Annotated in this window: 24 protein-coding genes; 11 read left to right on the top strand and 13 right to left on the bottom strand. The window is 66.7% G+C overall.

Annotation, left to right across the window (positions count from 1 at the left end; all coding sequences use genetic code 11):
• Nucleotides 1-96: 96 nt before the first annotated feature.
• The 8 genes from V4U86_RS07680 to V4U86_RS07715 are packed head-to-tail and all read left to right on the top strand — an operon-like array spanning nucleotide 97 to nucleotide 9,196.
• Complete coding sequence (locus V4U86_RS07680; RefSeq protein ID WP_395310669.1) at nucleotides 97-765, top strand: TetR/AcrR family transcriptional regulator; 669 nt, start codon at nucleotides 97-99, stop codon at nucleotides 763-765.
• Entirely contained in the window at nucleotides 762-956 is a 195-nt protein-coding gene (locus V4U86_RS07685) for a ferredoxin (RefSeq protein ID WP_395310670.1), read from the top strand. Before V4U86_RS07680 ends, V4U86_RS07685 begins: the two co-directional genes overlap by 4 nt.
• Before the next feature lies 1 nt (nucleotide 957).
• Nucleotides 958-2,178 carry a cytochrome P450 gene (locus tag V4U86_RS07690; RefSeq protein WP_395310671.1) on the top strand — a complete coding sequence of 407 codons (1,221 nt, stop codon included), beginning with the start codon at nucleotides 958-960 and terminating at the stop codon, nucleotides 2,176-2,178.
• A 46-nt stretch (nucleotides 2,179-2,224) separates the two neighbouring features.
• Nucleotides 2,225-3,394, top strand: coding sequence for an amidohydrolase family protein (locus tag V4U86_RS07695; RefSeq protein WP_395310672.1), 1,170 nt, complete (start codon nucleotides 2,225-2,227; stop codon nucleotides 3,392-3,394).
• A 31-nt stretch (nucleotides 3,395-3,425) separates the two neighbouring features.
• Nucleotides 3,426-4,694: a M24 family metallopeptidase gene (locus tag V4U86_RS07700; protein WP_395310673.1), complete on the top strand. Its 1,269-nt coding sequence runs from the start codon at nucleotides 3,426-3,428 to the stop codon at nucleotides 4,692-4,694.
• Entirely contained in the window at nucleotides 4,684-5,817 is a 1,134-nt protein-coding gene (locus V4U86_RS07705; RefSeq protein WP_395310674.1) for a M24 family metallopeptidase, read from the top strand. Before V4U86_RS07700 ends, V4U86_RS07705 begins: the two co-directional genes overlap by 11 nt.
• A complete protein-coding gene (locus V4U86_RS07710; protein ID WP_395310675.1) occupies nucleotides 5,810-6,793 on the top strand; it encodes an enoyl-CoA hydratase/isomerase family protein in 984 nt (327 codons plus the stop codon). Before V4U86_RS07705 ends, V4U86_RS07710 begins: the two co-directional genes overlap by 8 nt.
• 3 nt (nucleotides 6,794-6,796) lie before the next feature.
• A complete protein-coding gene (locus V4U86_RS07715) occupies nucleotides 6,797-9,196 on the top strand; it encodes a CaiB/BaiF CoA transferase family protein (RefSeq protein WP_395310676.1) in 2,400 nt (799 codons plus the stop codon).
• A 49-nt stretch (nucleotides 9,197-9,245) separates the two neighbouring features.
• Here V4U86_RS07715 and V4U86_RS07720 read toward each other — a convergent pair whose 3' ends face one another.
• The 13 genes from V4U86_RS07720 to V4U86_RS07780 form a co-directional block, all read right to left on the bottom strand.
• Entirely contained in the window at nucleotides 9,246-9,974 is a 729-nt protein-coding gene (locus tag V4U86_RS07720; protein ID WP_395310677.1) for an HNH endonuclease signature motif containing protein, read from the bottom strand.
• Nucleotides 9,971-10,570: a hypothetical protein gene (locus V4U86_RS07725; RefSeq protein ID WP_395310678.1), complete on the bottom strand. Its 600-nt coding sequence runs from the start codon at nucleotides 10,568-10,570 to the stop codon at nucleotides 9,971-9,973. Before V4U86_RS07725 ends, V4U86_RS07720 begins: the two co-directional genes overlap by 4 nt.
• A 327-nt stretch (nucleotides 10,571-10,897) precedes the next feature.
• Nucleotides 10,898-12,166, bottom strand: coding sequence for a hypothetical protein (locus tag V4U86_RS07730; protein WP_395310679.1), 1,269 nt, complete (start codon nucleotides 12,164-12,166; stop codon nucleotides 10,898-10,900).
• Complete coding sequence (locus V4U86_RS07735) at nucleotides 12,166-13,140, bottom strand: NAD-dependent epimerase/dehydratase family protein (RefSeq protein WP_395310680.1); 975 nt, start codon at nucleotides 13,138-13,140, stop codon at nucleotides 12,166-12,168. Before V4U86_RS07735 ends, V4U86_RS07730 begins: the two co-directional genes overlap by 1 nt.
• Entirely contained in the window at nucleotides 13,137-14,207 is a 1,071-nt protein-coding gene (locus V4U86_RS07740; RefSeq protein ID WP_395310681.1) for an NAD-dependent epimerase/dehydratase family protein, read from the bottom strand. The genes V4U86_RS07735 and V4U86_RS07740 overlap by 4 nt, the downstream gene beginning before the upstream one ends.
• A 3-nt stretch (nucleotides 14,208-14,210) precedes the next feature.
• On the bottom strand, nucleotides 14,211-15,056 hold the full coding sequence (locus tag V4U86_RS07745) for a mycofactocin-coupled SDR family oxidoreductase (protein ID WP_395310682.1): 846 nt from the start codon (nucleotides 15,054-15,056) through the stop codon (nucleotides 14,211-14,213).
• A 193-nt stretch (nucleotides 15,057-15,249) separates the two neighbouring features.
• On the bottom strand, nucleotides 15,250-15,969 hold the full coding sequence (locus V4U86_RS07750; protein ID WP_395310683.1) for a TetR/AcrR family transcriptional regulator: 720 nt from the start codon (nucleotides 15,967-15,969) through the stop codon (nucleotides 15,250-15,252).
• A 202-nt stretch (nucleotides 15,970-16,171) separates the two neighbouring features.
• On the bottom strand, nucleotides 16,172-16,972 hold the full coding sequence (locus tag V4U86_RS07755) for an acyl-CoA dehydrogenase family protein (protein WP_395310684.1): 801 nt from the start codon (nucleotides 16,970-16,972) through the stop codon (nucleotides 16,172-16,174).
• Nucleotides 16,973-16,977: 5 nt separating this feature from the next.
• Nucleotides 16,978-18,117, bottom strand: a complete 1,140-nt coding sequence (locus tag V4U86_RS07760; protein WP_395310685.1) for an acyl-CoA dehydrogenase family protein — start codon at nucleotides 18,115-18,117, stop codon at nucleotides 16,978-16,980.
• A gap of 581 nt (nucleotides 18,118-18,698) precedes the next feature.
• Nucleotides 18,699-19,130 carry a nuclear transport factor 2 family protein gene (locus V4U86_RS07765; RefSeq protein ID WP_395311953.1) on the bottom strand — a complete coding sequence of 144 codons (432 nt, stop codon included), beginning with the start codon at nucleotides 19,128-19,130 and terminating at the stop codon, nucleotides 18,699-18,701.
• A complete protein-coding gene (locus V4U86_RS07770; RefSeq protein WP_395310686.1) occupies nucleotides 19,120-20,355 on the bottom strand; it encodes a metal-dependent hydrolase family protein in 1,236 nt (411 codons plus the stop codon). The genes V4U86_RS07765 and V4U86_RS07770 overlap by 11 nt, the downstream gene beginning before the upstream one ends.
• 2 nt (nucleotides 20,356-20,357) lie before the next feature.
• Nucleotides 20,358-20,687, bottom strand: a complete 330-nt coding sequence (locus V4U86_RS07775; RefSeq protein ID WP_395310687.1) for a hypothetical protein — start codon at nucleotides 20,685-20,687, stop codon at nucleotides 20,358-20,360.
• The gene (locus tag V4U86_RS07780; RefSeq protein WP_395310688.1) at nucleotides 20,680-22,026 is read right to left on the bottom strand and encodes an aromatic ring-hydroxylating oxygenase subunit alpha; all 1,347 of its coding nucleotides are present in this window, start codon (nucleotides 22,024-22,026) and stop codon (nucleotides 20,680-20,682) included. Before V4U86_RS07780 ends, V4U86_RS07775 begins: the two co-directional genes overlap by 8 nt.
• A 304-nt stretch (nucleotides 22,027-22,330) precedes the next feature.
• On the opposite strand from V4U86_RS07780, the gene V4U86_RS07785 reads away from it, so the two are divergent.
• The 3 genes from V4U86_RS07785 (at nucleotide 22,331) to V4U86_RS07795 (ending at nucleotide 26,261) form a co-directional block, all read left to right on the top strand.
• Entirely contained in the window at nucleotides 22,331-23,629 is a 1,299-nt protein-coding gene (locus V4U86_RS07785; RefSeq protein WP_395310689.1) for an amidohydrolase family protein, read from the top strand.
• 88 nt (nucleotides 23,630-23,717) lie between these two features.
• Nucleotides 23,718-24,896 (top strand): acyl-CoA dehydrogenase family protein, encoded by a 1,179-nt coding sequence (locus tag V4U86_RS07790; RefSeq protein WP_395311954.1) that lies wholly within the window; start codon nucleotides 23,718-23,720, stop codon nucleotides 24,894-24,896.
• 189 nt (nucleotides 24,897-25,085) lie between these two features.
• Nucleotides 25,086-26,261, top strand: a complete 1,176-nt coding sequence (locus tag V4U86_RS07795; RefSeq protein ID WP_395311955.1) for a CaiB/BaiF CoA transferase family protein — start codon at nucleotides 25,086-25,088, stop codon at nucleotides 26,259-26,261.
• The last annotated feature ends 5 nt before the right edge of the window (nucleotides 26,262-26,266 follow it).

Here is a 26,266-nt window from a genome sequence, read left to right on the forward strand (position 1 = left end):
ACGAACGTTTTGGTGGATTTCTCTCGTACTTCTCGGCCCGTTTGTGCGGCTCGGCGGAGATTAAATCAACTGCTTGACTTAATTACAGGAGGGGCGTTGACTGTAACGGTGACCGCGGCCAGACCCCTGCGCACCGACCGGGCCAGCACCACCCGGGAGGCCATCCTCACCGCAGCCGAACGGCTCTACGCCGAACACGGTGTCTTCGCCGTCTCCAACCGGCAGGTCAGTGAGGCTGCCGGACAAGGGAACAACGCCGCCGTGGGCTATCACTTCGGCACCAAGACCGACCTGGTGCGCGCCATCGAGCAGCGGCACCGCGAGCCCATCGAGGCGATCCGCGAACGCTTGATCGCCCAGACCGACACGCAGACCGACCTGCGTGGCTGGGTGGGGTGCCTGGTGCGCCCGCTCACCGACCACCTGGACGCGCTCGGCAACCCGACCTGGTACGCCCGGTTCGCCGCGCAGGCCATGACCGACCCCGCCTATCACGGCATCGTGGTCAAGGATGCGCTGAGTTCGGCATCGCTGGTCCAGGTGATCGAGGGCATCAACCGCTGCCTGCCCGACCTGCCGGCCGAGGTCACCTACGAGCGCAACATCATGGCGCGAAACCTGTTGATGCACAGTTGTGCCGACCGGGAGCGGGCACTCACCGCGGGCGCCGCGCCGGCCGGCCGGACCTGGGCCGACGCCGGTGCCGGACTCATCGACGCGATCGTCGGGCTGTGGATGGCCCCGGTCACCGGGGCGTCGGCATGAAAATCACCGTCAACCAAGACAAATGCGTCTCATCGGGGCAGTGCGTCCTGAACGCGATGGACCTGTTCGACCAGCGCGACGAGGACGGCGTCGTCGAACTTCTGGTACCCGAGCCCGGCCCCGATCAGGCCGACAATGCCCGCGCCGCCGCGGCGGCCTGCCCAGCCCTTGCCATCAATATTGAGGAATGACATGTCGGAAACGCTGACCGAAGTTGATATCCCCGACTACCCGATGGAGCGCGATCTGCGCTGCCCGTTCGCGCCTCCTCCACAGATGCTCGGCAACGCCAAAGGGCTGTCACGGGTGAAGATCTGGAACGGCGACACACCGTGGCTGATCACCGGCTACGAGGAGGCCCGCACCCTGTTCGCCGACTCCCGGGTCAGCGTCGACGACCGCCGCTCCGGCTTCCCGCACTGGAACGAGCACATGCTGGCCACCGTGGACAAGCGGCCCCGTTCGGTGTTCACCTCCGATGCCGAGGAGCACACCCGCTTCCGCCGAATGCTGTCCAAGCCGTTCACCTTCCGGCGGGTGGAGGGGCTGCGCCCGGTCATCCAGAAGGTCACCGACGAGTGCATCGACGAGATCCTGGCCGGCCCGCAGCCCGCCGACATCGTGGACAAGCTCGCGCTGCCGGTGCCCACGGTAGTGATCAGCGAGATGCTCGGTGTGCCCTACGAAGACCACGAGTTCTTCCAGGAGCACGCCAACGCCGGCCTGGCCCGCTACGCCGCCGCGGACGCCATGCAGAAGGGCGCGATGAGCCTGCACCAGTACCTGATCGACCTCATCGAGAAGAAGCAGGCCGAGCCCGCCGAGGACGCGGTGTCGGATCTGGCCGAGCGCGTCACCGCCGGGGAGATCAGCGTCAAGGAGGCCGCCCAGCTGGGTACCGGCCTGCTGATCGCCGGCCATGAGACCACCGCCAACGTCATCGGTATCGGTGTTCTTGCGCTACTGGAGAATCCGGAACAGGCCGACTTCCTGCGCAACACCGAGGACCCCAAGGTCATCGCGAACGCGGTCGAGGAACTGATGCGGTACCTCTCGATCATCCAGAACGGTCAGCGCCGGGTGGCCATCGAGGACATCGAGATCAGCGGCGAGACCATCCGCGCCGGCGAGGGCATCATCATCGACCTGGCCCCGGCCAACTGGGACGCCAAGGCCTACCCGCAACCCGACAAGCTGGACCTGAACCGCGAGAACGCCGGGCAGCAACTCGGCTTCGGTTACGGCCGGCATCAATGCGTCGGCCAGCAGTTGGCCCGCGCCGAACTGCAGATCGTGTTCCACACCCTGCTGCGCCGCATCCCCACGATGCGTCTGGCCATCCCGTTCGACGAGGTGCCCTTCAAACACGACCGCCTCGCGTACGGCGTCTACGAACTGCCGGTCACCTGGTAGTTCCCCGAACCTTCAGCCCACAGTCCAGTCCGATCGGAGACATCGAATGTCTACAGCCACCGCTCTCTATCCGCCCGAGGGTTTCGGAGCACCCAAGCACCGCAAGGGACACGCGTCGAAGGACGGCTTGGCCGGACTACCGGCCGGCACCGAGATCTTCTCGGCCGACAACCACATCTCGGTCGCCGACGACATCTTCTATGACCGCTTCCCCGAAGAGCTCAAGGGTGCCGCGCCGAGGATCTGGTACGAGGACGGCGCCTACATGGTCGGGATGAAGGGCAAGGCCTGGACCGGTGGTGACTTCGGCCGGGTGCTCATGCAGTACGACGATCTGGCCGGCGCCGCGTCGAACAACATCGAAGCCCGTATCCGGGAGCTCAAAGAGGACGGCATCGACAAGGAACTGGCGTTCCCCAACGCGGTGCTGGCGCTCTTCCACTACCCGGACAAATCGTTGCGCGAGCGGGTCTTCCGCATCTACAACGAGCACATCGCCGATCTGCAGGAGCGCAGCAACGGACACTTCTATGGTGTCGGGCTGATCAACTGGTGGGATCCCAAGGGGACCCGCGCCACCCTCTCGGAACTGAAGTCCCTGGGGATCAAGACGTTCCTGCTTCCGCTGAACCCGGGCAAGGACGACGACGGCAACATCTACGACTACGGCAGCACCGAGATGGATGCGGTGTGGGACGAGATCGAGGACGCCGGACTGCCGGTCAGCCACCACATCGGCGAAACCCCACCCAAGACGCCGTGTGAGAACAACAGCGTGGTGGTCGGCATGATGGTCAACGTCGACTCGTTCCGCGAACAGTTCGCCAAGTACCTGTTCTCCGGCATCCTGGACCGTCATCCGAAGCTCAACGTCGGCTGGTTCGAGGGCGGTATCGCGTGGGTGCCGACGGCACTGCAGGACGGTGAACATCTGCTGGCCTCCTACCGGCACATGTTCAATCACGAGCTGCAGCACGATATCCGGCACTACTGGAACAACCACATGAGTGCGTCGTTCATGGTGGATCCGCTGGGGCTGCGGTTGATCGACGACATCGGCGTGGACAACGTGATGTGGTCCAGCGACTACCCGCACAACGAGTCCACGTTCGGCTACTCGGAGAAGTCACTGTCCACCGTCGTCGACGCGGTCGGTGCGGAGGCCGCCACCAAGATCGTCTCCACCAACATCCAGAAGTTCCTGGGCTTGTCATGACGGCGTCAGCGAGCAGCGGAGCGGATCGCGCATGAGCACTGCGACACAGTCCGGTGTCACTCAGATCGCCCGGACCGGTTACAGCTGGCTGGACATCCCGGCCGAACCGGACTTCGCGAGGTTACGCCGGGAGGTCGGTGCACGCCTGCAGGCGGCGATGGCCGAGCAGGGTGTCGACGCGCTGGTGCTGCTGGGCAACAGCAACGTCATGTACGCCACCGGCATCAGCTGGCCGCTGGCCGACGCCGGACTCTCGCACGTCGAGCGCCCGGTGGCGATCGTGCTGGCCGGCGACGAGCATCCGCACCTGTTCCTGCCGTTCCGGGAAGGCGCCGCCTCGGAGACCGGGCTGCCCACCGATCACCTACACGGACCCGTCTACCTCGAATTCGACGAGGGCGTATCCGAATTCGGCAAGATCCTGGCGGGGCTGGTGCCCTCCGGTGCCACCGTCGGTGTGGACGAACTGACCGGATCCATGCGTCGCGCCGGCACAGCGCTGTTCCCCACCCGGCCGGTCGATGCCGCACCGGTGATCGGCGCGGCGAAACTGGTCAAGACCATCGACCAGATCGCCTGCATCCGGCGGGCCTGCCAGATCACCGAACAGGCCGTCGCCGAGATCCAGCGATCGCTGGCACCCGGCGCCCGCCAGATCGACCTGTCCGCCGAGTTCGTGCGCCGCACCTTCGAACTCGGCGCCACCACCAACATGTTCGACTCCATCTGGCAGGTGATGCCCACCTCGAAGGCCGAGGGCACCTGGACTACCACCGGCGATCTGGCGCTGCCGCTGCTGACCACCGAACGCGAAGTGCAGCAGGGCGATGTGCTGTGGACCGACGTGTCCATCGCCTACCACGGCTACTGCTCCGACCACGGCCGCACCTGGATCGTCGGGCAGGACCCGACCCCGGCCCAACAGGAGCAGTTCGACAAGTGGCGCACCATCGTGGACGCCGTGCTGGCCGTGACCAGGGCCGGCGCCACCTGCGGTGATCTCGGGCGGGCCGCGACCGCAGCCGCGGGCGGGCACAAGCCGTGGCTACCGCACTTCTACCTGGGCCACGGCATCGGCACGAGTGCCGCCGAGATGCCCATGATCGGCACCGATCTCGGCCAGGACTGGGATGACAAGTTCGTCTTCCCGGCCGGCATGCTGCTGGTGTTCGAGCCGGTGGTGTGGGAGGACGGCACCGGCGGCTACCGCGGCGAGGAGATCGTGGTGGTCACCGAGGGCGGCTGGATGCCGCTGACCGCTTATCCGTACGACCCCTATGAGGTGTCCGGTGGGAACTGAGATCGAGGCCGACGGCCGGGCGTTGCGGATGAGCCGTAGGGAGCGCGCACTCGCGCAGATGGAAGCACACGACCTCGACATGCTGGTGCTCGGCAGGCAGGCCAACGTCCGCTACATCACCGGCGCCCCGCAACTGTGGGTGGTGGGCACCCGGCCGTTCGGGCCGATCTGCGAGTTCGTGCGGGCCACCGGCGAGATCCACCTGAACAGCACCTGGGACGAGGGCATCCCGGAGGAGATCCCACACGAGAATCTGTACGGGTTCGCGTGGAACCCGATGACCCTGGTCGGGATCCTGCAGAACATCGAGGGCGCGGACACCGTGCGTCGGGTCGGAACCGACGCGCTGACACCGATGTTCGCCCAGCTGCTTCCGATGGCCTTCCCGAACGCGGAGTTGGTCGACGCCGAACCGGCCATGCAGGCCGCCCGTCGGGTGAAGACAACCGAGGAAGTCCAGGCGTTGCGACGCGCACTGGGGGTGGCCGAGCAGGGCCTGGCCGCGGGTGTCGCCGCGCTCGGTCCGGACACCACCGAGGGGGCGCTCTCCGGTGCGGTCCTGGAGGCCGAGGCCGCCGGCGGAGTGAGCACCCCGGCCACTCAGGACGCGGCCTGGGTGACGTCGAAACAACATCCCTGGCGTCGTGCCGACGGTGACGGCGCGGTCCGCGACGGTGACCTGGTGGCCCTGTCGGCCGGGGTGCTGGCCGACGGGTATGTCGCCGAGGTCGCCCGCACCCTGCACGTCGGCGAGCCGACCGATGCGGTGCGCGCCCTGTACCGCCGCCGAGACGACCTGTGGGACAGGCTGTTGCAGGCCTGCCGGCCCGGCACACCGACGAGCGGATTGCTGGATGCCTACCTGCAGTCCGGCGAATCGCTACCGGCGATCCCCGTGGCGCACGGCCTCGGGCTCGGTTTCGACCCGCCGGTGGTGACACCGGCTCTGCGGGCCACCGCGGAGGCAGACATTCTCGAGGAAGGCATGGTGATGGCGGTGACCGCCTATGTGTGGGAAGAAGGAGTCGGGGCGGTGTTCACCCGTGACGCGGTCCTGATCACCGCCGACGGCGCCGATGTGATGTCGGCTGCCCCGGCCTACGGTGAGGCCGTTCATGGCTGAGCGGATCCAGCGCCCCGCCGCAGAGCGGCCCAGCCCCGAGGAGATCATCCTCTACGAGAAGGACCCGAAGACCAAGATCGCCACCATCACGTTCAACCGGCCGGAGTTCCTCAACGCGCCGACCTCGATGGCCCGGCTGCGTTACGCCGACGTGTTGCGTGCGGCCAACGCCGACAACGATGTGAAGGTCGTGATCATCCGCGGCGTCGGGGACAACCTGGGCAGCGGCGCGGACCTGCCGGAATTCATGGAAGGCAACGACAATCCGGCCGTGCGCCTGGCCGAACTGCGCCTCGAGGACGACGGGGTCGGGGAAGTCACCTACCCGCCCAAGGGCACCTTCCGCAACGGCGCCACCATCAGTTCGTGGTACGCCAACTCCCAGGCCGGCAACCGCGCCCTGCAGGACTTCAAGAAGATCAGCATCGTGGAGGCGAAGGGCTACTGCTACGGCTGGCACTTCTACCAGTGCGCGGACGCCGATCTGGTGATTTCCAGCGACGATGCGCTGTTCGGGCATCCGTCCTTCCGTTATCACGGCTGGGGGCCGCGGATGTGGACCTGGGTGCAGATGATGGGGCTGCGCAAGTTCCAGGAGATGGTCTTCACCGGCCGGCCGTTCACGGCCGCCGAGATGTATGACTGCAACTTCCTGAACAAGGTGGTCGCCCGGGACCAGTTGGAGGCCGAGACGCAGAAGTATGCACTGGCCTGCGCCCGGAACCGGCCGGTGGACACCGTGTTTCAGCAGAAGATGTTTTTCGAGATCTTCAAGCAGCAGCAGGGCGAGTACATGGGCAGCCTGCTGTCCGCGTTCTTCGAGTCGATGGGCAACGGGGTGGCCAACGATCACGACGACGATCTGGACATGATGGAGTCGATCGACTCCGGGCTGTCGGCCGCCGTCAACGACAACGACAGCAAGTTCCCTCCGGAATTCCGGTTGTCCAAGAAGAACCGGAGCAAGCCCGAGTAGATCATGAACGCACCGCTAACCGGGCTCACCGTCATCGATCTGTCCACGGGGATCGCGGGCGCCTATTGCACCAAGATCCTCGCCGACGGTGGCGCCGACGTCATCAAGGTGGAACCACCCGGAGGCGACCCGCTGCGGCGATGGTCGGCCTCCGGGGCGGACATCCCCGCCGGGGACAGCGGTGCGCTGTTCAAATTCCTGGCCGGGGGGAAGCGCAGCGTCGTCACCCGGGGCGTCGCACTGGACCGGCTGCTGGCGGGCGCCGACGCACTGATCTGGTCACCCGGATCCGCGGTGGCGGAGCAGATCTCGCCGCAGGATGTACACCGGCGGTACCCGCACCTGATCGTCACCGCGATCACGCCGTTCGGGTTGGACGGCCCGTGGCAGGGCCGACCGGCCACCGAGTTCACCCTGCAGGCCTGGTCCGGCGGAGCGTTGGGCATCGGCCGCGGGTCGCAGGACCGGGCCCCGGTACACGTCGGGGGACAGGTGGGGGACTGGGTGACCGGTGCCTACGCCGCCGCGATGACCCAGGCGTTCCGGGTCCGCCGGCTGCGCGACGGTCACGGCGAGCTGATCGACCTATCCGCGCTGGAAGCCCAGATCCTCTGTCTCACCTACTATCCGGTCACCTATTTCGAGATGCTGGACAAGCCGTGGCGCACCGAGCGCAAGCCGACGGTCCCGGGTGTCGCGGAGGCCGCCGACGGACTCGTCGCGCTCGGGTGCGGGACGGCCCAGCAGTGGCATGACCTGTGTGCGATGTCCGGGCACGATGAATGGATCGACGAGGACACCACGTTGACCATCACCGAGCAGGCCAACCTGCACGCCGAGGAGCTCTATGCCTGGGTTCGTGAACAGCGGGTCGATGACCTGCGCGAGCTAGCCTCGGCCTTCCGGATCCCGAACTCGCCGGTCGGCAACGGCGAGAACGTCACCGGCATGGACCATTTCGTGGAGCGTGGCGCATTCGTGGAGCACCCGGACGGCGGGTTCGTGCAGCCGGCGCATCCCTACCGGTTATCCGGTGTCGCGTTGCGGCCGGCTGCCGCGGCCCCGGCCCTCGGGCAGCACACCGACGAGGTAGCCGCGCAGGAACTCCCACCGCATCCGGGTCCGGCGGGCGAACCGGATCGCGACCGGCTTCCGCTGAGCGGGCTGCGGGTGTTGGACATGACCACGTTCTGGGCGGGTCCGTCCTGCACCCACGTGCTGGCGATGCTGGGCGCCGAGGTGATCCATCTGGAGTCCACCGCCCGTCCGGACGGCACCCGGCTGATCGCCGGCATCCCGGCCAGCGAGGAGCTCTGGTGGGAGCGTTCGCCCATCTTCTCCGCGCTGAACACCAACAAGCTCGGTCTCACGCTCGACTTCCAGACCGATGAGGGCCGGGAGGTGCTGCGCCGGCTCATCGCCACCTGCGATGTGGTGGTGGAGAATTTCACGCCGCGGGTGATCGATCAGATCGGCCTTGATTTCGAGTCGGTGCGCGAACTACGCGACGGCGTGATCATGGTGCGGATGCCCGGGTTCGGGCTGGACGGCCCCTGGCGGGACAACCCGGCCTTCGCCTACATCATCGAGGACGCCTCGGGTCTGAGCTGGCTCACCGGATACCCGGACCGGACCCCGTTCGAGCCCTACTCGGTGGGTGACCCGAACGCCGGTGTGCACGCGCTCAACGCGCTGCTGCTGGCCCTTGAGCACCGTCGCCGTACCGGTGAGGCGGTCCTGGTCGAGGCGGCGATGGTGGACGCGGCGCTCAACATCGCCGCCGAGCAGGTGATCGAGCATTCCGCCTACGGAGCGCTGCTGCAGCGGGACGGCAACCGCGGGCCGGCGGCCGCGCCGCAGAACCTCTACCGCAGCGCCGACATGGACGAATTCGACCGGGCGGACAGCTGGGTGGCCATCGCCGTGGCCACCGACGCCCAGTGGGAGGCGCTGGTCGATGCGCTGGGACGGCCGGCCTGGGCGGTGGCCGCTGAGCTGCGCACCGCGGCCGGGCGAAGGGCGAACCACGATCGTATCGATGTGGAGCTGGCCGCCTGGTGTCTGCCGCGTAGCAGCGACGAGATCGTCGAAACCCTCTGGCCGGCCGGGGTTCCGGTGGCCAAGGTGATGCAGCCGCACCGGCAGACCGAGTTGCCCCAGCTGCGGCACCGGCGCTTCTTCGAGTTCGTCGGGCATTCGGTGAACAACGCCGCATTGCACAGCACGTTGCCGATCTCGGTGTCGCACGGGCCGGATTCCTTTCATCATGCGCCCGCGCCGCTGCTCGGCGAGCACAACCATCTGCTGCTTGCCCAGCTCGGTCTGTCCGGCGAGGAGATCGCGGCACTGGAAGAACTCGGCGTGATCGGCACCGAGCCCGGCAGCCGGAAGGTGGCGCGCTAGCGGGACCCGGATTCACTGTTCAGTTGACAAGGTGCGGTGAGGGTTCGGGTTACGCGGCGGTGGGTAGGTCGGTCATGGTGCGCCTGGTGTGGGAGCGCAGATGCTCCGGCTCGGACGCACCCGGCTTGCGGGGTGGGATGAACCAGGGGTGTCTGTCGCGGCCGAGGTAGACCTGCCAGCCGCCGTGGTGGATCAGGGTGTGGTGCAGCCGGCACAGCAGCACACCGTTGTCCAAACTCGTTGTGCCGCCGTGACTCCACGGTTGGATGTGGTGGGCATCGCACCAGGACACCGGCCGCCCGCAACCGGGGTGCGCGCACCCACCGTCACGCACCCCCAACGCCTTGCGGATCGCGGGGGTGAACAGGCGCTCGCTGCGGCCGACGCCCAGTGGTACTCCGGTGTGGTCGACGATCACCGACGTCAGCGTGGAGTCGCACGCGATCAGGTCGGCGGTTGCGGCGCTGACGGGTCCACCGAATCCGAGCCGGTCCACAGCCTCCTCGCTGCGCACCGCCGCGGCGCCTGGCCGTATGAGGGTGACGTGCGGTAGCACCCCGCCGGACATGGGTCGCGTCGACTGCGCCAGAAACGTGCGCAGAATCTGCCCGATCGCGTCACCACGGCGCCTATCAATGGGGCGGGGATCCGGCGAACCGTCCGGCAGTGGCACGGGACGGCACAACGGATCCAATGCCGCACACAGTTCTTCCCCGGTACCCACGTCCAGGTCGAGGGCGGCCTCAAAGCGGCCTTCCTCGTTTTGCACCAGGGTCATCGCGTTGAGGGCGGTGTCCTCAGCGACGGGCACCGCCCGTTTTCCGGTGGCAAGTTCACTGCGCGGTCGATGGCGATCGCCCGGGCCTTCTTGTCCACGGCGGCAGGGGTGGTCTTGGTCATCAACTTCGTCACCACACTCGCCCGATCCTGCTCGGAGAGTTCGGTTCTGGAATTGATGTGGTTGACGCCTTTGCCGACGGCGTCGGCGAACTCGATACCGACTCCGCCCAGGCGCTGGGCCGAGGTCAACGCCGGCAACAGATGCGCCGCGCGCCCGACCCGCACCGCGCGTGCCGCCGCCCCCGGGGCCATCCCCAACAGCGCCAAGAGATCGGTTCCGGTGCGTAGGTGCCGGCGCGCCGGGAGGCCCGACCGCTCCGCGGCCGTGACCGCCGACGCGACGACAAAGGCCAACAGATTCCCCGCGGTGACGGCCGCGGCCAGCACCGCCAACAACGCCTCGTCATCGATGACCCGTCGCGGACGCTCCAGCAGATGGAACAACGTGCGCTCCGCATCGTCATCCGGCGGCGCAATCGGCGAAAGATCATCGATCAAAGCATCGACAACACAATTGAGATCGGTGGCGTCCATCCCGGGACCCAACCTTTCGGACAAGGCCAACACACGCACGCCCCATGGGGGCACCACGGCTCAGACCAACCCCCGCCAGGGTTGTCGAACCTGTCGGCGACCGTGGGGCGCCGACACGGGCTCACCGATAGCGCCGGGAGCCTCTTTGCTTCGAACGTTTGTTCGATCAAACGTCGAAAATCAGAGGCGCGCAAGCACTTTTCTATGGTCTCGGCTACAGGCCTGAAATCAGGACTTCGGTGATACCATCGATCCCCGCGCCGACCGTGTGCGAGGAGCGCCGCGTCGACAGCGGTTGGGAAAGGCAATGGCCGCGAGAGCGACGGTCTACGTCGGAACCAGTCGCATCAACGCACCGATATCCTCGGTCTCCCACAGGTGCAACACATTCGACAGCATCAGCAACGGCGCCCGCACAGCCTCGGCGCCGGCGATCCGCGGATCGCGCCGGTCGGTCACCTCGGCCAGGTCCGGTATCGCCGCACACACCATCCGAGGAGTGTCCAGTAGCCAGGCGACCCCCATCACCACGGCGTAGAGGACCAACTGGGTACGCAGTAGCCCGGTATCCAGCTCGGGGCCGCCCGCGGCGGCGAATTCGGTCGCGAAGTGTTCGAGCAGATCATCCAGGTGGTCGCGCCACAGCTCGGTCTCCGCGCTGCACAGCGCACCCCACAGCGCCATCGCCACGTTCATCACGCTGACGCAGCCCCAGTCCATCAACCCGCACCGCAGTACCCCGTCGGGATCCCGCCAGAACCAGGCGTTGTCCACGTTGGCATTCCAGTGACACAGCGCGTTGTGGGCACCGGTGCCCTGTAACCAGGTCAGCACGTCATCCTCGGCGGCCGCCACCCGTGCAACTTCGCCGAGCATGCGGTCGGCGAACGCGGTCCCGTCAGGCAGCAGACCCGGATGCGTGGCACCGAAATCCACCACCCGCCGGACACGATCGATGAGTTCGGCATCGTCGCACCGGATGCGCTTGCCGACGCTCACCCGCTCGGCATCGAACGCGAACTCGGCGTCCACCGAGGCAGGCAACAGACCCGATCGGTGCGCGCCGGCCAACCGGGCCACCCCGGTCAACAGCGCGCGGTAGCGACCGAGTTGGTCGGGCATCGCATAGTCGAGGCATTTCTCGTAGTGTCGCTCGACCCTCCCCCTGCCGTAGCCGATGCGTTCGGTGACCAGCAGGCCGGTGCAGGATTCGCGGTGGTAGTCGCCGAACGCGCAGGCCGGTACCGCCACCGGAAGTTCGGTGCGCGCGGACAGCGCGGCGAACCCGACCTCCAGTTCCATCTGCGACTTTCCGCGGTCGCGGCGTGGGTGGTCGAAGTCGCGGGAGAACTTGACGAACAGTTCGGTGCGCAGGCCGGGTTGCGCGCGTGCATATTCGACATCCAGCAGTGCCTTCCGGCCTGTGCTTCCGCCGCCGCACTCCTCGAATCTGGTGATGCGGTCGACCGTGTTGTCCGCGTCGAGCGTGCCGAATCGGCGCATCGCGGTGGTCAGGAAATCGGGGCCGGCGTGGCGCAGGGTTTCCGGATCGGCCGGGATCGCCAGACCGGTGCCGTCCCCGATCACCCAGCGCATCAGCGCCGCGCGGCGTAGAACCGGACCGCGCGCCGGATCGACTCCTCGGTCGGTTCGGGCGTCCAGCCCAGTTCGCGAGTGGCCTTGGAATGATCGAGCGGCCCCATGTTCTCCACGATGCGCATGCCGACGGCGGCGAACTTCAGGTCCCGGCGCAGCAGTCCGGAGGCCAGGTCGTTCAGCCGGGCACCGGCGTGCAGGGCGGGCATCGGGATACCGATCCGCGGCGCACGGACCCCGCCGGCCTCGGCCGCGATCCGGTGCACCTCCTGGGAACTCATGAAGCGATCCGAGACGATGTAACGCTGGCCGCTGCGGCCGTGCTCGCCGGCCAGCAGCATGGCGCGGGCGGCGTCCTCGATGCCCACCACTTCCTGGGAGTAGCCGAAGTAGAACGGGAGCTTTCCGGCGGCGACCATGGCCAGCGCCCCGCCGTGCGGGGTGGGTTGCCAGTCACCCGGGCCGTAGGTGGTGGAGATGCACAGCGCGACCGCGTGCAGGCCACGTTCGCGGGCATAGCGCAGTACCAGATCCTCTGCAGCCCGGCGTGATTCGATGTATGGGCCGCCACCGTCCCAGTCGGCGGGGTCATCCTCGGTGACCGGGCGGCCGTTGGGGGCGGCCAGCGTGCCCGCCGTGCTGGTGAAGACGAACCGGTCGACGCCGCTGTCCAGCGCGGCATCCAGGACGTGACGCAGTCCCTCGACGTTGGTGGCGAAGAGCGTCGCCGGGTCGCGCACCCACATCCTGGCGTCGACCACGCAGTAATAGACGGTGTTGCATCCGGTCATCGCGGTGCGCAACGCCTCGTCGTCGAACAACCCACCGTAGTGACGCTGCACGGTGAGGTCGTCGATGCCGCGGGTGTCACTGGAGGAGCGCAGCAGCACCCGGACATCGTCGCCGCGGGATGCCAGCTGCCGGGTCACATGGGAGCCGAGGAACCCGCTGGCTCCCATCACCAATACGGTCATGACCGCGGGGTATCCAATCCGGTGTCACCCAGCCTTGCGCTGAGCACCCGCCACGGATCGGCGTAGATGCCGGGCTCCTTGCGGTAGGCGCCGAGACGTTTGACGAACATCCGCGCCAGCGGCGCGATCAGCCCGGCCGGTCGGCGTTGCCACCCTGCCTGCGCGGCGATCTCGGCGAGCATGTCCGGCCAGGAATGATGTTGGAATCGCAGGGCTTCCTGCGCGCGGGTGGTGTCCATCCAGTCGGTGATGAACCAGTCGTCCTCGCTGTCGGGATCGCCGGGCCGGCCCGGTGGCAGGACGCCCGGGAACCCGCGGGCCGCGGCCAGCGACGACCCCACATCCCCCTGCCGCATCCGGTGCGTGTCGTCACCGGCGATGAGCAGGATCTCCCCGCCCACGTCCGCGGTGGTGGCGGCGGCGAAAGCGGCTGCGACATCGCGGACGTCGACCATGTGGATGCGACCGTCCACCGGTAGGGCGCTTTCGAAGTACAGCGCGTCGAGTCCCAGCGGCAGTGCCGACAGGTCGGTGCTCATCACCCCGCCGAGACGCAGAATGACCCATTCCAGACTCGAATTCCGCACGTAGGACTCGGATTCCAGCTTGTGCCCGCCGTAGAGCTCGCTGGGGCGCGGCGGTGTGTCCGCGGTGACCGGATCGGGGTGTCGGTAGGGGTTGCGCGAGCCATAGACCGCATTGCTGGAGGCATGGACGAACCGGGGTGGCCGCGGCGCCGCCGCCGCGGTGTCCACCAGGGTCCGGGTCGCCTCCACGTTGACCTTGCGGGCCAGTTCGCGGACACGGTAGATGGCCGGCGCGATCACCGCGGCCAGATGCACGATGGCGTCCGGTGCGACCTCGGCGAGCAGCACCTGGACATCGGCCGGCGAGGTCAAGTCGGCCCAGTGCGCCTCGACTCCGAGCGGAAGTCCCGCAGCCTTGGTGCGATTGGCTTCGTTGTCCAGATCCGTGGCCACCACCCGGTGGCCGGCGGCGGCCAGGGCACGCACCGTCGCCGACCCGACGAGACCGAACGCCCCGGTGACCAGGACGGTGTCGGTCATCGCTTACTTCAGGCAGCTACCGGCGTCGACCGGCAGCGTGACACCGGTGACGTAACGGGCCTCGTCGGACGCGAGGAACAGCACCGCATTGCTGATGTCCACCGGGTCGACCCACGGGATGGGCAGGGTGTGGAACAGCTGGCAGATCGGCGCCATGTCGTCGGGACCCGGGTTCTCCAGATCGGGACGGAACATCTTGAAGGTGCCGTCGTTGTGCAGCATCGGTGTCGAGACGTGCGTGGGGTGGACGGTGTTCACCCGGATCATGTGCTGGCCCAACTCGACCGCGAAGGTCCGCATGAGGCCGACCACACCGTGTTTGGCGGCGATGTAGTTACCGCAATGCGGGTAGGCCTTGAGCCCGCCGACCGAACTGGTCAGCACGATCGAACCGCCGTTCCCGCCGGCAATGATATGTGGCACAGCGGCTTTGACCGACTTCCAGACGCCCGACAGGTTGATGTCGATCATCTCGTCCCAGTCTTCATCACTGGTCTCGTGCAGCACGTCGCCGCCGTTGCCGATACCGGCGTTGGCGACGATGATGTCCAGCTTGCCGAGCTGCTCGACGCCGCTGTCCACCGCGGCCTTGACTGCGGCGAAGTCACGCACATCCACCTCGGCGGTGACGATGCGGCGGTTCAGCCCCTTGACGAGGTTCGCCGTCTCGGCGAGATCGTCCGGGGTGGCGGCGGGGATGGCGGTCTCGACACCCGGGCGGATGGGGCCCGCGATGTCGATCGCGATGATGTCTGCGCCCTCTTCAGCCAGTCGAACTGCGTGGCTGCGGCCCTGTCCGCGCGCCGCGCCGGTGACGAAAGCGACCTTGCCTTCTACGCGCCCTGCCATGTGGTCCTCGATTCTGCTGAAGTTTGGCACTTGCTCAGCACTCTGTCACCGGCAGCACACCCGTGTCAATGACAGACTCAAATCCGAATATTTCTACTCTCAGGAGAGAAGAATGCGATTCTCCAGAGGGCATACGAAGGCCCGTCGTGGCGAGATCAAGAGGGTCGGACGCAACCGGCCGAGAACGTGATTCTCAGTCTTCGGTAGTGAAACCGTGAGCGACGAAGTCCCATACTTCCGCGGCGCTGATGGGCTTGTTGGTGGCGTCATCGCTGCCGCTGGATTGTGCGACGAACATCACGGTCTGCATCGTCATCGCGGCCATCCGGCGAGGGTTGACGGTGGGGCGCAGCTTCCCTGCCTCGTGCGCTTCCTCCATGAGCTCGGTGAGCAGCACCAACAGCGGGGCGTGGGCGACCTTGACCTCGGAGGGATGCGAGACCAGCAGGCGCGGCGCGAAGTCCGTGAACAGTGGGCGCTTGGCCGTCGGGTCGGGCCGCGAGGACTCGAAGAGCAGCTCGATGGCGACCTTGAGCCGTTCGATCGGGTCGGTCTGACCCGACGTGGCGGCCCGGATCTGGTCCGCGGACCGGCTCAGCGCATCCTCGAAAAGGGCGAGCAGAAGCTCGTGTTTACCGTCGAACTGCAGGTAGAAGCTGCGCAGCGACTGACGTGAACGGTCCACGACCTCTTGGACGGTGAAGTCGGTGCTGCCCTTCTCGATGATGATCGATTGGGCTGCGTCGAGAAAGCGCTGGACGCGTTGGGCGGCCCGCAACTTGGCGGTCTTGATGGACCGTTCGACCGCGCGCTGCTTCCAGGCGGGTTCCTCGCTTGCGCTGGTCACCGGCGCCTCAGATGCGAACGGCGTGGGAAGGGCATGAATGGACTGTACCGGAGAATGCCTGGGCATCGCCCTGCTCCACCCCCTCGCGACGTACGTGTCGGAGACTCTAGCTTTCTCATGACGAGAATACTATTCTCATTTTCGCATTTTCAGAAGGGCTACCGGAAAACCTTCTTTCCCTGCGGTGCGGGCGCGCCGACACCACGGTTTGTGCCCGACTTTCGGCCGTCGGGCCGCAGAAACCGTAGCGTCGGCGTACTGAGAAACGTCAGAGGTGAGTGAGTCTCGGGGCCGAACCCCGGGCGCGCAGACCCGCGCCGGCCTTCTTGGTGAGCTCGCGGGAACTGCCCAGCAACCCGTCGAGAACCAGGGCGCGCTTCACATGCCGGTGCAGATCGTGCTCCTCGGTGAAGCCGATACCGCCGAGAACCTGCTGGCTGTGTTTGGCCGCGGTGAGCGCGGCCTTGCCGGCAGCGGCCTTGGCCAGCAGCGCGGTCAGGTCGGGGCTCTCGGACCCGGGCAGGGTCAGCGTCGCCTCGGCACCCTCGATCGCCACCAGTGTTTCGGCCAACCGGTGACGCACCGCCTGAAATCCCGCGATCGGTTTACCGAACTGCACGCGGTCCAGTGCATGCTGACGCGCCAGCGACAACATTGCCCGTGCCGATCCGACCAGCCACCAACCCACCGCGACCCGGGCCTCGGCCACCCGGATCGGATAACCCTCCTCCTCGCGGCGCAGTGGCAGGCCGCCCAATGTGGGGTCGGCACTCTCGACCGAGATCCGGTCCCACACCACCCATGAGTTGCCCGCGTAGGGCAGCGGCAGCTCGACGGTGTCGCCGATGGTGTTCCCGGTAGCGTGCAGCACTACGTCGACGAGAACCGATGCATGCGAACCGGTTTCACCGAGAAGTCGGAACACCAGCGGGACGGCGATCTCGGGCATGTCGGTGAGCATGTCGGCCCAGCCGAGCTCGGTCAGCGCTGCGTCGAGGTCGGGGCCCGAGCAACTCAGCATGGTCTTGCGCAGACCGTCTTCCAGCAATTCGAGTGAATCGCGATCCATCGTGCTCACTCCTTCCCGAGATCCAGCAGGCGACGGGCGATGATGTTGCGCTGCACCTCGGCGGTACCGCCGTAGATGGTGGCGGCGCGCGAGTACAGGTACTCGGTCCGCCACGGGGTGTCCTCCAGCTCGATCGTGCCCGGCAGCAGATCGCGAACGGTGTCGTACAGCCGCTGTTCGGCGCCGGCCAGCAACACCTTGTCGATCGAGGTATCCGGACCCAGCTTGTTGCCCTCGGCCAGGCGTTGCTGGGTGGCGCGGGACCGGCAGCGCAGCGTGTGCAGGGCGAGGTATGCCTCACCCATATCCGAATCCACCACCTGGCCTTGCTCTTTGACCTCGCCGATCAGCGCGTCGAACCGCGAGTACAGATAGGCGATGCGCTGCCAGAAGCACGTCGACCGCTCGTAGGGAAGCAGGTCCATCGCGAGCTGCCAGCCGTCGCCGGGCTTACCGAGCATGCGGCTCGCATCGACGACCACATCGTCGAAATAGACCTCGCAGAACTCGTCGACATCGTGCATGGTGTGCAACGGCCGGATCGTGATGCCCGGGGTATCGGTGTCGACGAAGAACGCCGTGATCCCGGCATGGGGCGAGCGAAGCGACGGGGAATCAGCAGAGCCCTCACCGGTGCGGGTGAGCAGGATGCAGCGGTGCGAGAACTGGGCGAAGCTCGTCCACACCTTCTGGCCGTTGATGATCCAGCGGTCGCCGTCCTGCACGGCGCGGGTGGTCAGCGAGGCCAGGTCGCTGCCGGAACCGGGCTCGGAGAATCCCTGGCACCACTGCTCCTCGCCGGACAGCAGTTTCGGCACCATCTCGGCGGCGAGTTCCGTTGTCGCGTAGTCGATCATCGTCGGCGCCAGCACCTCGAGCATCGACCACGGGCCCGGTTCGGCCAACCGCCGGCCCACGATCTCCTCGCCCACGATCGCACGCAGGATCGCCGGGCCGCCCAGCCCACCGGCGGACTCGGGCCAGCCGTAGCGGCCGAAGTCCGCGTCGTACAGCGCCCGCTGCACGCGGCGGAACTGCGTCATGTGCGCTTCCAGCGAATGGTCGTCCGGAGGAGTCAGATCGGTGGCGTCCAGCCAGGCCTGCAGCGCCGTGCGGAACACGGCCGGATCATGCAGCTCGCTCATGCCGTTGCCTCGCGGGCTCGGCTCCGGCATTGCAGATCCATCATTCGCTCGCTGCGCTCGCTCATGCCGTTGCCTCGCGGGCTCGGCTCCGGCATTGCAGATCCATCATTCGCTCGCTGCGCTCGCTCATGCCGTTGCCTCGCGGGCTCGGCTCCGGCATTGCAGATCCATCATTCGCTCGCTGCGCTCGCTCATGCCGTTGCCTCGCGGGCTCGGCTCCGGCATTGCAGATCCATCATTCGCTCGCTGCGCTCGCTCATGCCGTTGCCTCGCGGGCTCGGCTCCGGCATTGCAGATCCATCATTCGCTCGCTGCGCTCGCTCATGCCGTTGCCTCGCGGGCTCGGCTCCGGCATTGCAGATCCATCATTCGCTCGCTGCGCTCGCTCATGCCGTTGCCTCGCGGGCTCGGCTCCGGCATTGCAGATCCATCATTCGCTCGCTGCGCTCGCTCATGCCGTTGCCTCGCGGGCTCGGCTCCGGCATTGCAGATCCATCATTCGCTCGCTGCGCTCGCTCATGCCGTTGCCTCGCGGGCTCGGCTCCGGCATTGCAGATCCATCATTCGCTCGCTGCGCTCGCTCATCCGGCCTCCGGCCTGCCGATCGCGTGCGGCCGGCCGTGGTCGTGATCACCGCTGCGCCGGATGAAGGTCATGGCACGGGTTTTCAGGCGCCAACCCTCCGCGGTGCGCTCGTAGGTGTCCCGGTAGTAGCCGATCCGCATGTCGTGCTTGGAGTGTTCGATGAAGCACAGTGGCTGGGTACCCGAGGCGGTATCGGCGCCCTCGACCAGATCCACCAACGCGGTACCGGTCATGAACAGGCCCTTGGGCGCGGCGTCGACCAGTACCGGGAAGCGGTTGAGCGTATAGGTGTCACCGAAGGCGCTGTAGGTGCCGTCCGGGGTGAAGACGCTGACCAGCCCCTCGACATCACCCTGGGTGATGGTGACCGCGTATTTGGCCAGCAGCTGCTGGATTTCGACAAGATCGTCTGTTCGGCTAGGAGCCATCGGCGTACCCATTCTTGTAGACCTTACCGCCCTTCATTACAAATTTAACATCCTGTGTAACGGTGATGTCCTCCAGCGGGTTGCCCGGGACGGCGATGATGTCGGCGAGCAGGCCCTCGGCCAGCCGACCGCGGTCGGTCGCGTTGATGAGGTCGGCGGCGACCACCGTCGCGGCCCGCAGCACCGCGGCCGGCGGCATGCCCCACTCCACCAGGGTGACCAGTTCGTCGGCGTTGCGGCCGTGCGGGATGGCAGGTGCGTCGGTGCCGACGGCGATCTTGACCCCGGCCTCGTACGCGGCCTTGAGCGATGTCTCTGCCTTCGGGAACATCTCGGCGGCCTTGGCCTGCAACACCTTCGGTGCATGCGACACATCCATTGCCTGGGCCAACCGGCGGGTCGTGACCAGGAAACGGTCGTTGTCGACGAGGGCCTGGATGGCCTCGTCGTCCATCAGGAAGCCGTGCTCGATGCAGTCGATACCGCACGCCACCGCGTGTTTGACGGCCTCGGCGCCGTGCGTGTGCGCGGCGACCCGTAGCCCACGGCGGTGCGCCTCGTCGACGATCGCGCGCAGCTCCTCATCTGAATAATGTTGGGCGCCTGCCTCTCCGGTGAGGGACATGACCCCGCCGGAGACACACACCTTGATCAGCTGTGCGCCGTGCTTGATCTGGTAGCGCACCGCCTTGCGGATCTCATCGACACCGTTGGCGATGCCCTCCTCGACCGTCAACTCCAGGGCGCCGGGCATGAACGCGGCGAACATCGTCGGGTCCAGATGCCCGCCGGTGGGGGTGATGGCGTGCCCGGCCGGCACGATGCGCGGACCGTCGACCCAGCCCGCATCGATGGCCTTGCCGAGTGCGACGTCGAGCAGATATCCGCCCGTCTTGACGAACAGCCCGAGGTTGCGCACCGTGGTGAACCCGGCGCGCAGGGTGCGCCGGGCGTTGCCCACCGCGCGCAACACCCGGGTCGGCGGATCGTCCTGCACCTGGGACAGCCCCGGGTTCTCCCCGCGGCCGCCCATCAGCAGGTTGACCTCCATGTCCATCAGGCCGGGCAACAGGTAAGCGTCACCCAGGTCAATGACGTCGGAGCTTTCGCCTTCCGGGCCTTCTCCGATGCCGACAATCCGGTCCCCATCGACACGAACGATGCCGGGGCGAACAATCGCCCCGGCATCGACGTCGAGAAGACCCGCAGCTTTGAGGGTCAGCACGACTAAACCACCGGCTCCTTGATGAGGTTGATATAGGCGGCGCCGCTGTCGAGCACACGCGGCTGCTTCCACACCTCGACCGGGAAGCTCACCATCACGATCGACTGGCCCAGGTGCACCAGTGCCTTGGCATCCTCGGGCATGCTCTTGAGCGGGAAGCGCGCGTCCACGTAGACCATGATGTCCTCGAGCCGGGCCATGCCGGCGTCGTAGAGCTCCTGCATCTCGGCCATCGTCGAGTTGAGGCGCTTCTGGTACCGATCCTCCTCGGAGGGCAGGCACCAATCGGAGAACCGCTCCAGATCGGCGAATTCCTCGGGCAGCTTAGACATTGACCTGCTCCTTTCCGGACGCCTTCGCGTCGCTGGCGGTGCCGTTGACCGAGCCATTGGCCTTGGCTTCGAGTTCGGCTTTGTACCGGTCCACGTACTGGTGGGCGGTCATGTGCAGGTGGCGGAGCAGGATCTCCTGGTCGCACAGCGGGAACTCGGTGACCGCGCGGGTGCCGATCTGGGTCTGGGTGGCCTCCAGGGTGTTGGCGTCCTGGAACGCGTACTCCTTGAAGGTCACCGCGGCCAGCTCCTGAGAGAGCCGCTCGCGCAGGTTCTTCGGCGGCACGAAGTACAGGTCGGCCTCGAAGATGTGCTTGTCCACCGCGGTCGGCCAGTAGTTGTAGGTGAGGTACCAGCCCGGTGCCCAGAACAACAGGGTCCAGTTCGGGAAGAACTCGAACGAGTCGGTGCCCCAGGTCTTGTGGCGGCCCGGGTTGATGGCCGGCGGCAGCTCGTCGGGCAGGATGCCCTCGATGTCGGGCCGGTCCCACGGCCCGAACAGGCCGCTGTGCAGGATCCGCTCGATCGGCTTGACCATGCTGAGGTCCTTCGGCGGGGACATGCCGCCCCACGACGACACCATCGAATGGTCACCCTTGATGTCGTAGGCCAATGCCTCGAAACCGAACTCCGCGAGCTTCTCCGCTTCTTCCTTCGCCGCCTGCTTCATGTGCAGGATCGGCGCGTGGTAGAACTCGGTGAACGCGTCGATGAACAGCTTCCAGTTGGCATTGATCTCCGAGCGGTAGCTGTAGTGCTCGGTCATCTCGTGGAACGGGTAGCCCTTCAGGCCCTGGCCGAACTCGCCGAGGTAGTCCTCCAGCGGTTCCGCATCGTCGTCGAAGTTGACGAAGATGAAGCCTTCCCACACCTCGCAGCGGACCGGCTTGAGCGGGTAGTCGGCCTTGTCGAGGTCGAAGAACTCACCCTCCTGCTGGACGAAGGTCAGGTCGCCCTTGAGGCTGTAGCGCCACGCGTGGTACTTGCAGACGAACTGGCGGCAGCTGCCCGAGACTTCTTCGCCGGGGTAGTCGTTCCACACCAGCTTGTTGCCGCGGTGCCGGCACAAGTTGTAGAACGCCCGGATCTCATCCCCGTCGTTGACGATGATGATCGAGGTGCCGGGACCCACCGAGGGCAGTTCGCGGGTGACGTAGCTGCCCTTCTTGGGGATCAGCTCCACGCGGCCCATCTGCAGCCAGGTCTTGCGGAAGATCGCCTGCTGCTCGAGCTTCCACTGCTCAGGATCGATCGAGTCGGTGTAGTCGACCGGGGCAGTGCCCAGCTCCGGCCAGTTCTCGGTCCAGCTTCCCGCTGCTGGTTTGGGGAAAAACGACACGGTGCAACCTCTCCTGGTTCGGGTTCTGCTTCGGGTCCGGCGCCGGGGCTGATCGGTTCGCGTCGGCGTCTTCTCCGGTACGAGAATCATATTCTCATAAGTGACTAACAGATTTCCAGTCTTTGGTCGTAAGGTCAATGGAGATGCAGGTCATCGACCACGTTGCCATCGCCGGCGCGGGCCAAAAAACCACGGTCAGAGCCACGGAGGACCGTTTCGGACGTTGATTCTCGTCACGTGAGAAGTTAGTTTGCAGGTATCGAGAATCACCCGCGTTGAACGATGGACCCCGGAGGGACAGCCCATGCACCACGACGACATGATTCTGATCAGCGTCGATGACCACATCATCGAACCGCCGGACATGTTCAAGAACCATCTACCCGCGAAGTACGTCGATGAGGCGCCGCGGCTGGTGCACAACCCCGATGGCTCCGACACCTGGCAGTTCCGCGACACCGTCATCCCGAACGTTGCGCTCAACGCGGTCGCCGGCCGGCCCAAGGAGGAGTACGGCCTGGAGCCCCAAGGTCTCGACGAGATCCGCAAGGGCTGCTACGACGCCGCCGAGCGGGTCAAGGACATGAACGCCGGTGGCGTGCTGGCCACCATGAACTTCCCCTCTTTCCCGGGTTTCGCTGCCCGGTTGTTCGCCACCGAGGATGCCGAGTTCTCGCTGGCGCTGGTGCAGGCCTACAACGATTGGCACATCGACGAGTGGTGTGGTTCGCATCCGGGCCGCTTCATCCCGATGGCAATCCCGGCGATCTGGGATCCCGGGCTGTGCGCCCAGGAGATCCGCCGGGTGTCCGAGAAGGGCGTGCACTCGCTGACCTTCACCGAGAACCCCTCGGCGCTGGGCTATCCCAGTTTCCATGACCTGGACTACTGGAAGCCGATGTGGGATGCCCTGGTCGACACCGAGACCGTGATGAACGTGCACATCGGATCCTCGGGGCGGCTGGCCATCACCGCTCCGGACGCCCCGATGGACGTGATGATCACCCTGCAGCCGATGAACATCGTGCAGGCCGCGGCGGATCTGCTGTGGTCGGCGCCGATCAAGGCGTACCCCGATCTCAAGATCGCGCTGTCCGAGGGCGGTACCGGGTGGATTCCGTACTTCCTGGACCGGGTGGACCGCACCTACGAGATGCATTCGACGTGGACCCATCAGGACTTCGGCGACAAGCTGCCCTCGGAGGTGTTCCGCGAGCACTTCATGACCTGCTTCATCTCCGACCCGGTCGGCGTGAAGAACCGGCACATGATCGGGGTGGACAACATCTGCTGGGAGATGGACTACCCGCACTCGGACTCGATGTGGCCCGGCGCCCCCGAGGAGCTCGACGCGGTCTTCAAGACCTACGACGTGCCCGACGACGAGATCAACAAGATCACCCACGAGAACGCCATGCGGCTGTACCACTTCGACCCGTTCAAGCACATCCCGCGGGAAGAGGCCACCGTCGGCGCCTTGCGAAAGGCCGCCGAAGGACATGACGTCTCGATCCAGGCCCTGAGCCATCACGAGAAGCGCACCGGCTCCGACGTCGCCGACTTCACCGCGAACGCGCGCGCGGTCAGCGGCGTCAGAGACTAGCCAGAGGGCGAGTTCGGCGGACGGTGCAGGGGACACCTGCACCGTGCCGTCGTGTGCACAGACGACAGGAGGAACCGTGTCCGAGGGAATGAACTTCGAGCTCACCGAGGACCAGCAGCTGATCCGGAAATCGGTGGCCGAGCTGGCCGCCAGGTTCGACGATCACTACTGGATGGAAAGAGACCAGGCGCACGAGTTCCCGCATGCGTTCTACGAGGCCATCGCCGCCGGCGGCTGGCTGGGCATGACGATCCCCGAGGAGTACGGCGGACACGGCCTGGGTATCACCGAGGCCACCATCCTGGCTGAGGAGGTGGCCCGATCCGGCGGCGCCATGAATGCCGCCAGCTCCATCCACATGTCGATCTTCGGGATGCAGCCGGTGGTGGTGTTCGGCTCCGAGGAGATGAAGAAGCAAACGCTGCCGCGGATCGTCACCGGAGACCTGCACGTCTGCTTCGGTGTCACCGAACCCGGTGCGGGACTGGACACTTCGCGGATCACCACGTTCGCCAAGCGTGATGGCGACAGCTATGTCGTCAACGGCCGCAAGGTGTGGATCTCCAAGGCGCTGGAGTCGGAGAAGATCCTGCTGCTCACCCGCACCGAGTCCCGCGAGGACGTGGAGCGTCGCGGCGGCAAGCCGACCGAAGGGCTGTCGCTGTTCCTCACCGACATCGACCGCGACCATGTCGACATCCGGCCGATCAAGAAGATGGGCCGCAACGCCGTCAGCTCCAACGAGGTGTTCATCGACGACCTGCGCATCCCGGTCGAGGACCGCATCGGCGAGGAGGGCAAGGGCTTCTCCTACATCCTGCACGGGCTCAACCCGGAGCGGATGCTGATCGCCGCGGAGGCGCTCGGCATCGGGCGGGTCGCGTTGGACCGCGCGGTGAAGTACGCCAACGAGCGGGTGGTGTTCGACCGGCCCATCGGGCAGAACCAGGGCGTCGCCTTCCCGCTGGCCGACTCCCTGGCCCGCCTGGACGCCGCCGAGTTGATCCTGCGCAAGGCCACCTGGCTCTACGACAACGGCCGGTCCTGCGGCCGGGAGGCCAACATGGCCAAGTACCTGTGCGCCGACGCCGGGTTCGGCGCCGCCGACCGTGCCCTGCAGACCCACGGCGGGATGGGCTACTCCGAGGAGTACAACATCTCCCGGTTCTTCCGGGAGTCCCGCCTGATGAAGATCGCGCCGGTGAGCCAGGAGATGATCCTGAACTTCCTGTCCGCGAATGTCCTTGGCCTGCCGAAGAGCTACTGACGCGTGATGCCGCGATCTGCCGTCACCGGACGGCCCAACCGGGCTTTCCCGCGCCACGCGATCACCCGCCTCACCAGGTGCCGTCCCGGCATGGTTATGTGACCGGGTGAGCGAGTTCACGAGCGAACGGTGGTCATGTTGAGCGAGTCGACGCCTACGGGCCCGCTGGCCGGTATCACCGTCATCGCCATGGAGCAGGCGGTGTCCGCACCGATGTGTACCCGGGTGCTCGCCGACTTCGGCGCCCGGGTGATCAAGATCGAGAATCCCAAGGGCGGCGACTTCGCACGGGACTACGACGATGTCGTGCTGGGCCAGGCCGCGCATTTCGTCTGGGCCAACCGGGGCAAGGAATCGGTCACTCTGAACCTGAAATCACCCGCGGGGATGCAGGTGCTGCACCGGCTGCTGGGGGGGGCCGACGCGTTCGTGTCCAACCTCGCCCCCGGTGCGACCGCCCGACTCGGGCTGGGACCGGCGGATCTGCGCGAGCGCCACCCGCAGGTGATCCCGGTCGAGATCGACGGTTACGGCCCGGGCGGTCCGCTGTCCGACAAGCGCGCCTACGACCTGCTGGTGCAGGCGGAATCGGGATCCTGCGCCGCCACCGGATACCCGGGGATGCCGGCCAAACCCGGCGCGCCGGTCGCCGACATCACCACCGGCCTGTACTCGGCCCTGTCGATCCTGGCGCTGCTGCTGGGCCGGGCCCGCGCCAACTCCGCCGAGCCGGCGCCGCCGGTCGCGGTCAGCCTGTTCGACACCATGACCGACATCATGGGCTATCAGCTGACCTACACCCAGCACTCCGGTATCGACCAGGAACCGCTGGGCATGAGCTCTCCCGCGGTGGCGCCCTACGGTTCGTTCGGAACCCGCGACGGGCAGACGGTGGTGCTCGGCACCACCAACGACCGGGAGTGGCAGCGACTGGCCCGCGAGATCATCGAGCGCCCCGACCTCGCCGACGACCCCCGCTTCGCGACCAACACCGACCGCTGCCGACACCGCGACGAGCTCAATGCGGCCATCGAAACCTGGTGTGCACAACACGATCTCGACGACATCCAGCGGACCGCGGACGCCGCCGGGATCGGGAACTCGCGGTACAACAAGCCCAGCGAGGTGATCGCCCACCCGCACCTGAAGGCGCGGGACCGCTGGCGCCAGGTCGAGACACCCAACGGTGAGATCGCCGCGCTGCTGCCGCCCCCGGTCATCGGCGGGGTCGAGTTGGGCATGGGGCCGGTGCCCGGCCTGGGTCAGCACACCGACACGGTCCTGCGCGAACTCGGTTACAGCGCAGACGAACTGGATGTGCTGCGCGGCGAAGGAGCCATCGGGCCGGAGTACCCCCATGAGTGACCGGC

This window comes from Mycobacterium sp. AMU20-3851 (assembly GCF_043974665.1).
In the GTDB taxonomy this organism is placed as follows: Bacteria; Actinomycetota; Actinomycetes; order Mycobacteriales; family Mycobacteriaceae; genus Mycobacterium.

Excerpts from the sequence above, each read along its gene's own strand:
- V4U86_RS07735 (WP_395310680.1), bottom strand. The coding sequence starts at position 13,140 with ATGACCGTATTGGTGATGGGAGCCAGCGGGTTCCTCGGCTCCCATGTG.
- V4U86_RS07775 (WP_395310687.1), bottom strand. The coding sequence starts at position 20,687 with ATGTCTAAGCTGCCCGAGGAATTCGCCGATCTGGAGCGGTTCTCCGAT.
- V4U86_RS07730 (WP_395310679.1), bottom strand. The coding sequence starts at position 12,166 with ATGCGCTGGGTGATCGGGGACGGCACCGGTCTGGCGATCCCGGCCGAT.
- V4U86_RS07795 (WP_395311955.1), top strand. The coding sequence starts at position 25,086 with ATGGAGCAGGCGGTGTCCGCACCGATGTGTACCCGGGTGCTCGCCGAC.
- V4U86_RS07715 (WP_395310676.1), top strand. The coding sequence starts at position 6,797 with ATGAACGCACCGCTAACCGGGCTCACCGTCATCGATCTGTCCACGGGG.
- V4U86_RS07685 (WP_395310670.1), top strand. The coding sequence starts at position 762 with ATGAAAATCACCGTCAACCAAGACAAATGCGTCTCATCGGGGCAGTGC.
- V4U86_RS07725 (WP_395310678.1), bottom strand. The coding sequence starts at position 10,570 with ATGGACGCCACCGATCTCAATTGTGTTGTCGATGCTTTGATCGATGAT.
- V4U86_RS07710 (WP_395310675.1), top strand. The coding sequence starts at position 5,810 with ATGGCTGAGCGGATCCAGCGCCCCGCCGCAGAGCGGCCCAGCCCCGAG.
- V4U86_RS07755 (WP_395310684.1), bottom strand. The coding sequence starts at position 16,972 with ATGGATCGCGATTCACTCGAATTGCTGGAAGACGGTCTGCGCAAGACC.
- V4U86_RS07720 (WP_395310677.1), bottom strand. The coding sequence starts at position 9,974 with ATGACCCTGGTGCAAAACGAGGAAGGCCGCTTTGAGGCCGCCCTCGAC.
- V4U86_RS07695 (WP_395310672.1), top strand. The coding sequence starts at position 2,225 with ATGTCTACAGCCACCGCTCTCTATCCGCCCGAGGGTTTCGGAGCACCC.
- V4U86_RS07765 (WP_395311953.1), bottom strand. The coding sequence starts at position 19,130 with ATGGCTCCTAGCCGAACAGACGATCTTGTCGAAATCCAGCAGCTGCTG.
- V4U86_RS07690 (WP_395310671.1), top strand. The coding sequence starts at position 958 with ATGTCGGAAACGCTGACCGAAGTTGATATCCCCGACTACCCGATGGAG.
- V4U86_RS07700 (WP_395310673.1), top strand. The coding sequence starts at position 3,426 with ATGAGCACTGCGACACAGTCCGGTGTCACTCAGATCGCCCGGACCGGT.
- V4U86_RS07740 (WP_395310681.1), bottom strand. The coding sequence starts at position 14,207 with ATGACCGACACCGTCCTGGTCACCGGGGCGTTCGGTCTCGTCGGGTCG.
- V4U86_RS07790 (WP_395311954.1), top strand. The coding sequence starts at position 23,718 with ATGAACTTCGAGCTCACCGAGGACCAGCAGCTGATCCGGAAATCGGTG.
- V4U86_RS07750 (WP_395310683.1), bottom strand. The coding sequence starts at position 15,969 with ATGCCCAGGCATTCTCCGGTACAGTCCATTCATGCCCTTCCCACGCCG.
- V4U86_RS07760 (WP_395310685.1), bottom strand. The coding sequence starts at position 18,117 with ATGAGCGAGCTGCATGATCCGGCCGTGTTCCGCACGGCGCTGCAGGCC.
- V4U86_RS07785 (WP_395310689.1), top strand. The coding sequence starts at position 22,331 with ATGCACCACGACGACATGATTCTGATCAGCGTCGATGACCACATCATC.
- V4U86_RS07745 (WP_395310682.1), bottom strand. The coding sequence starts at position 15,056 with ATGGCAGGGCGCGTAGAAGGCAAGGTCGCTTTCGTCACCGGCGCGGCG.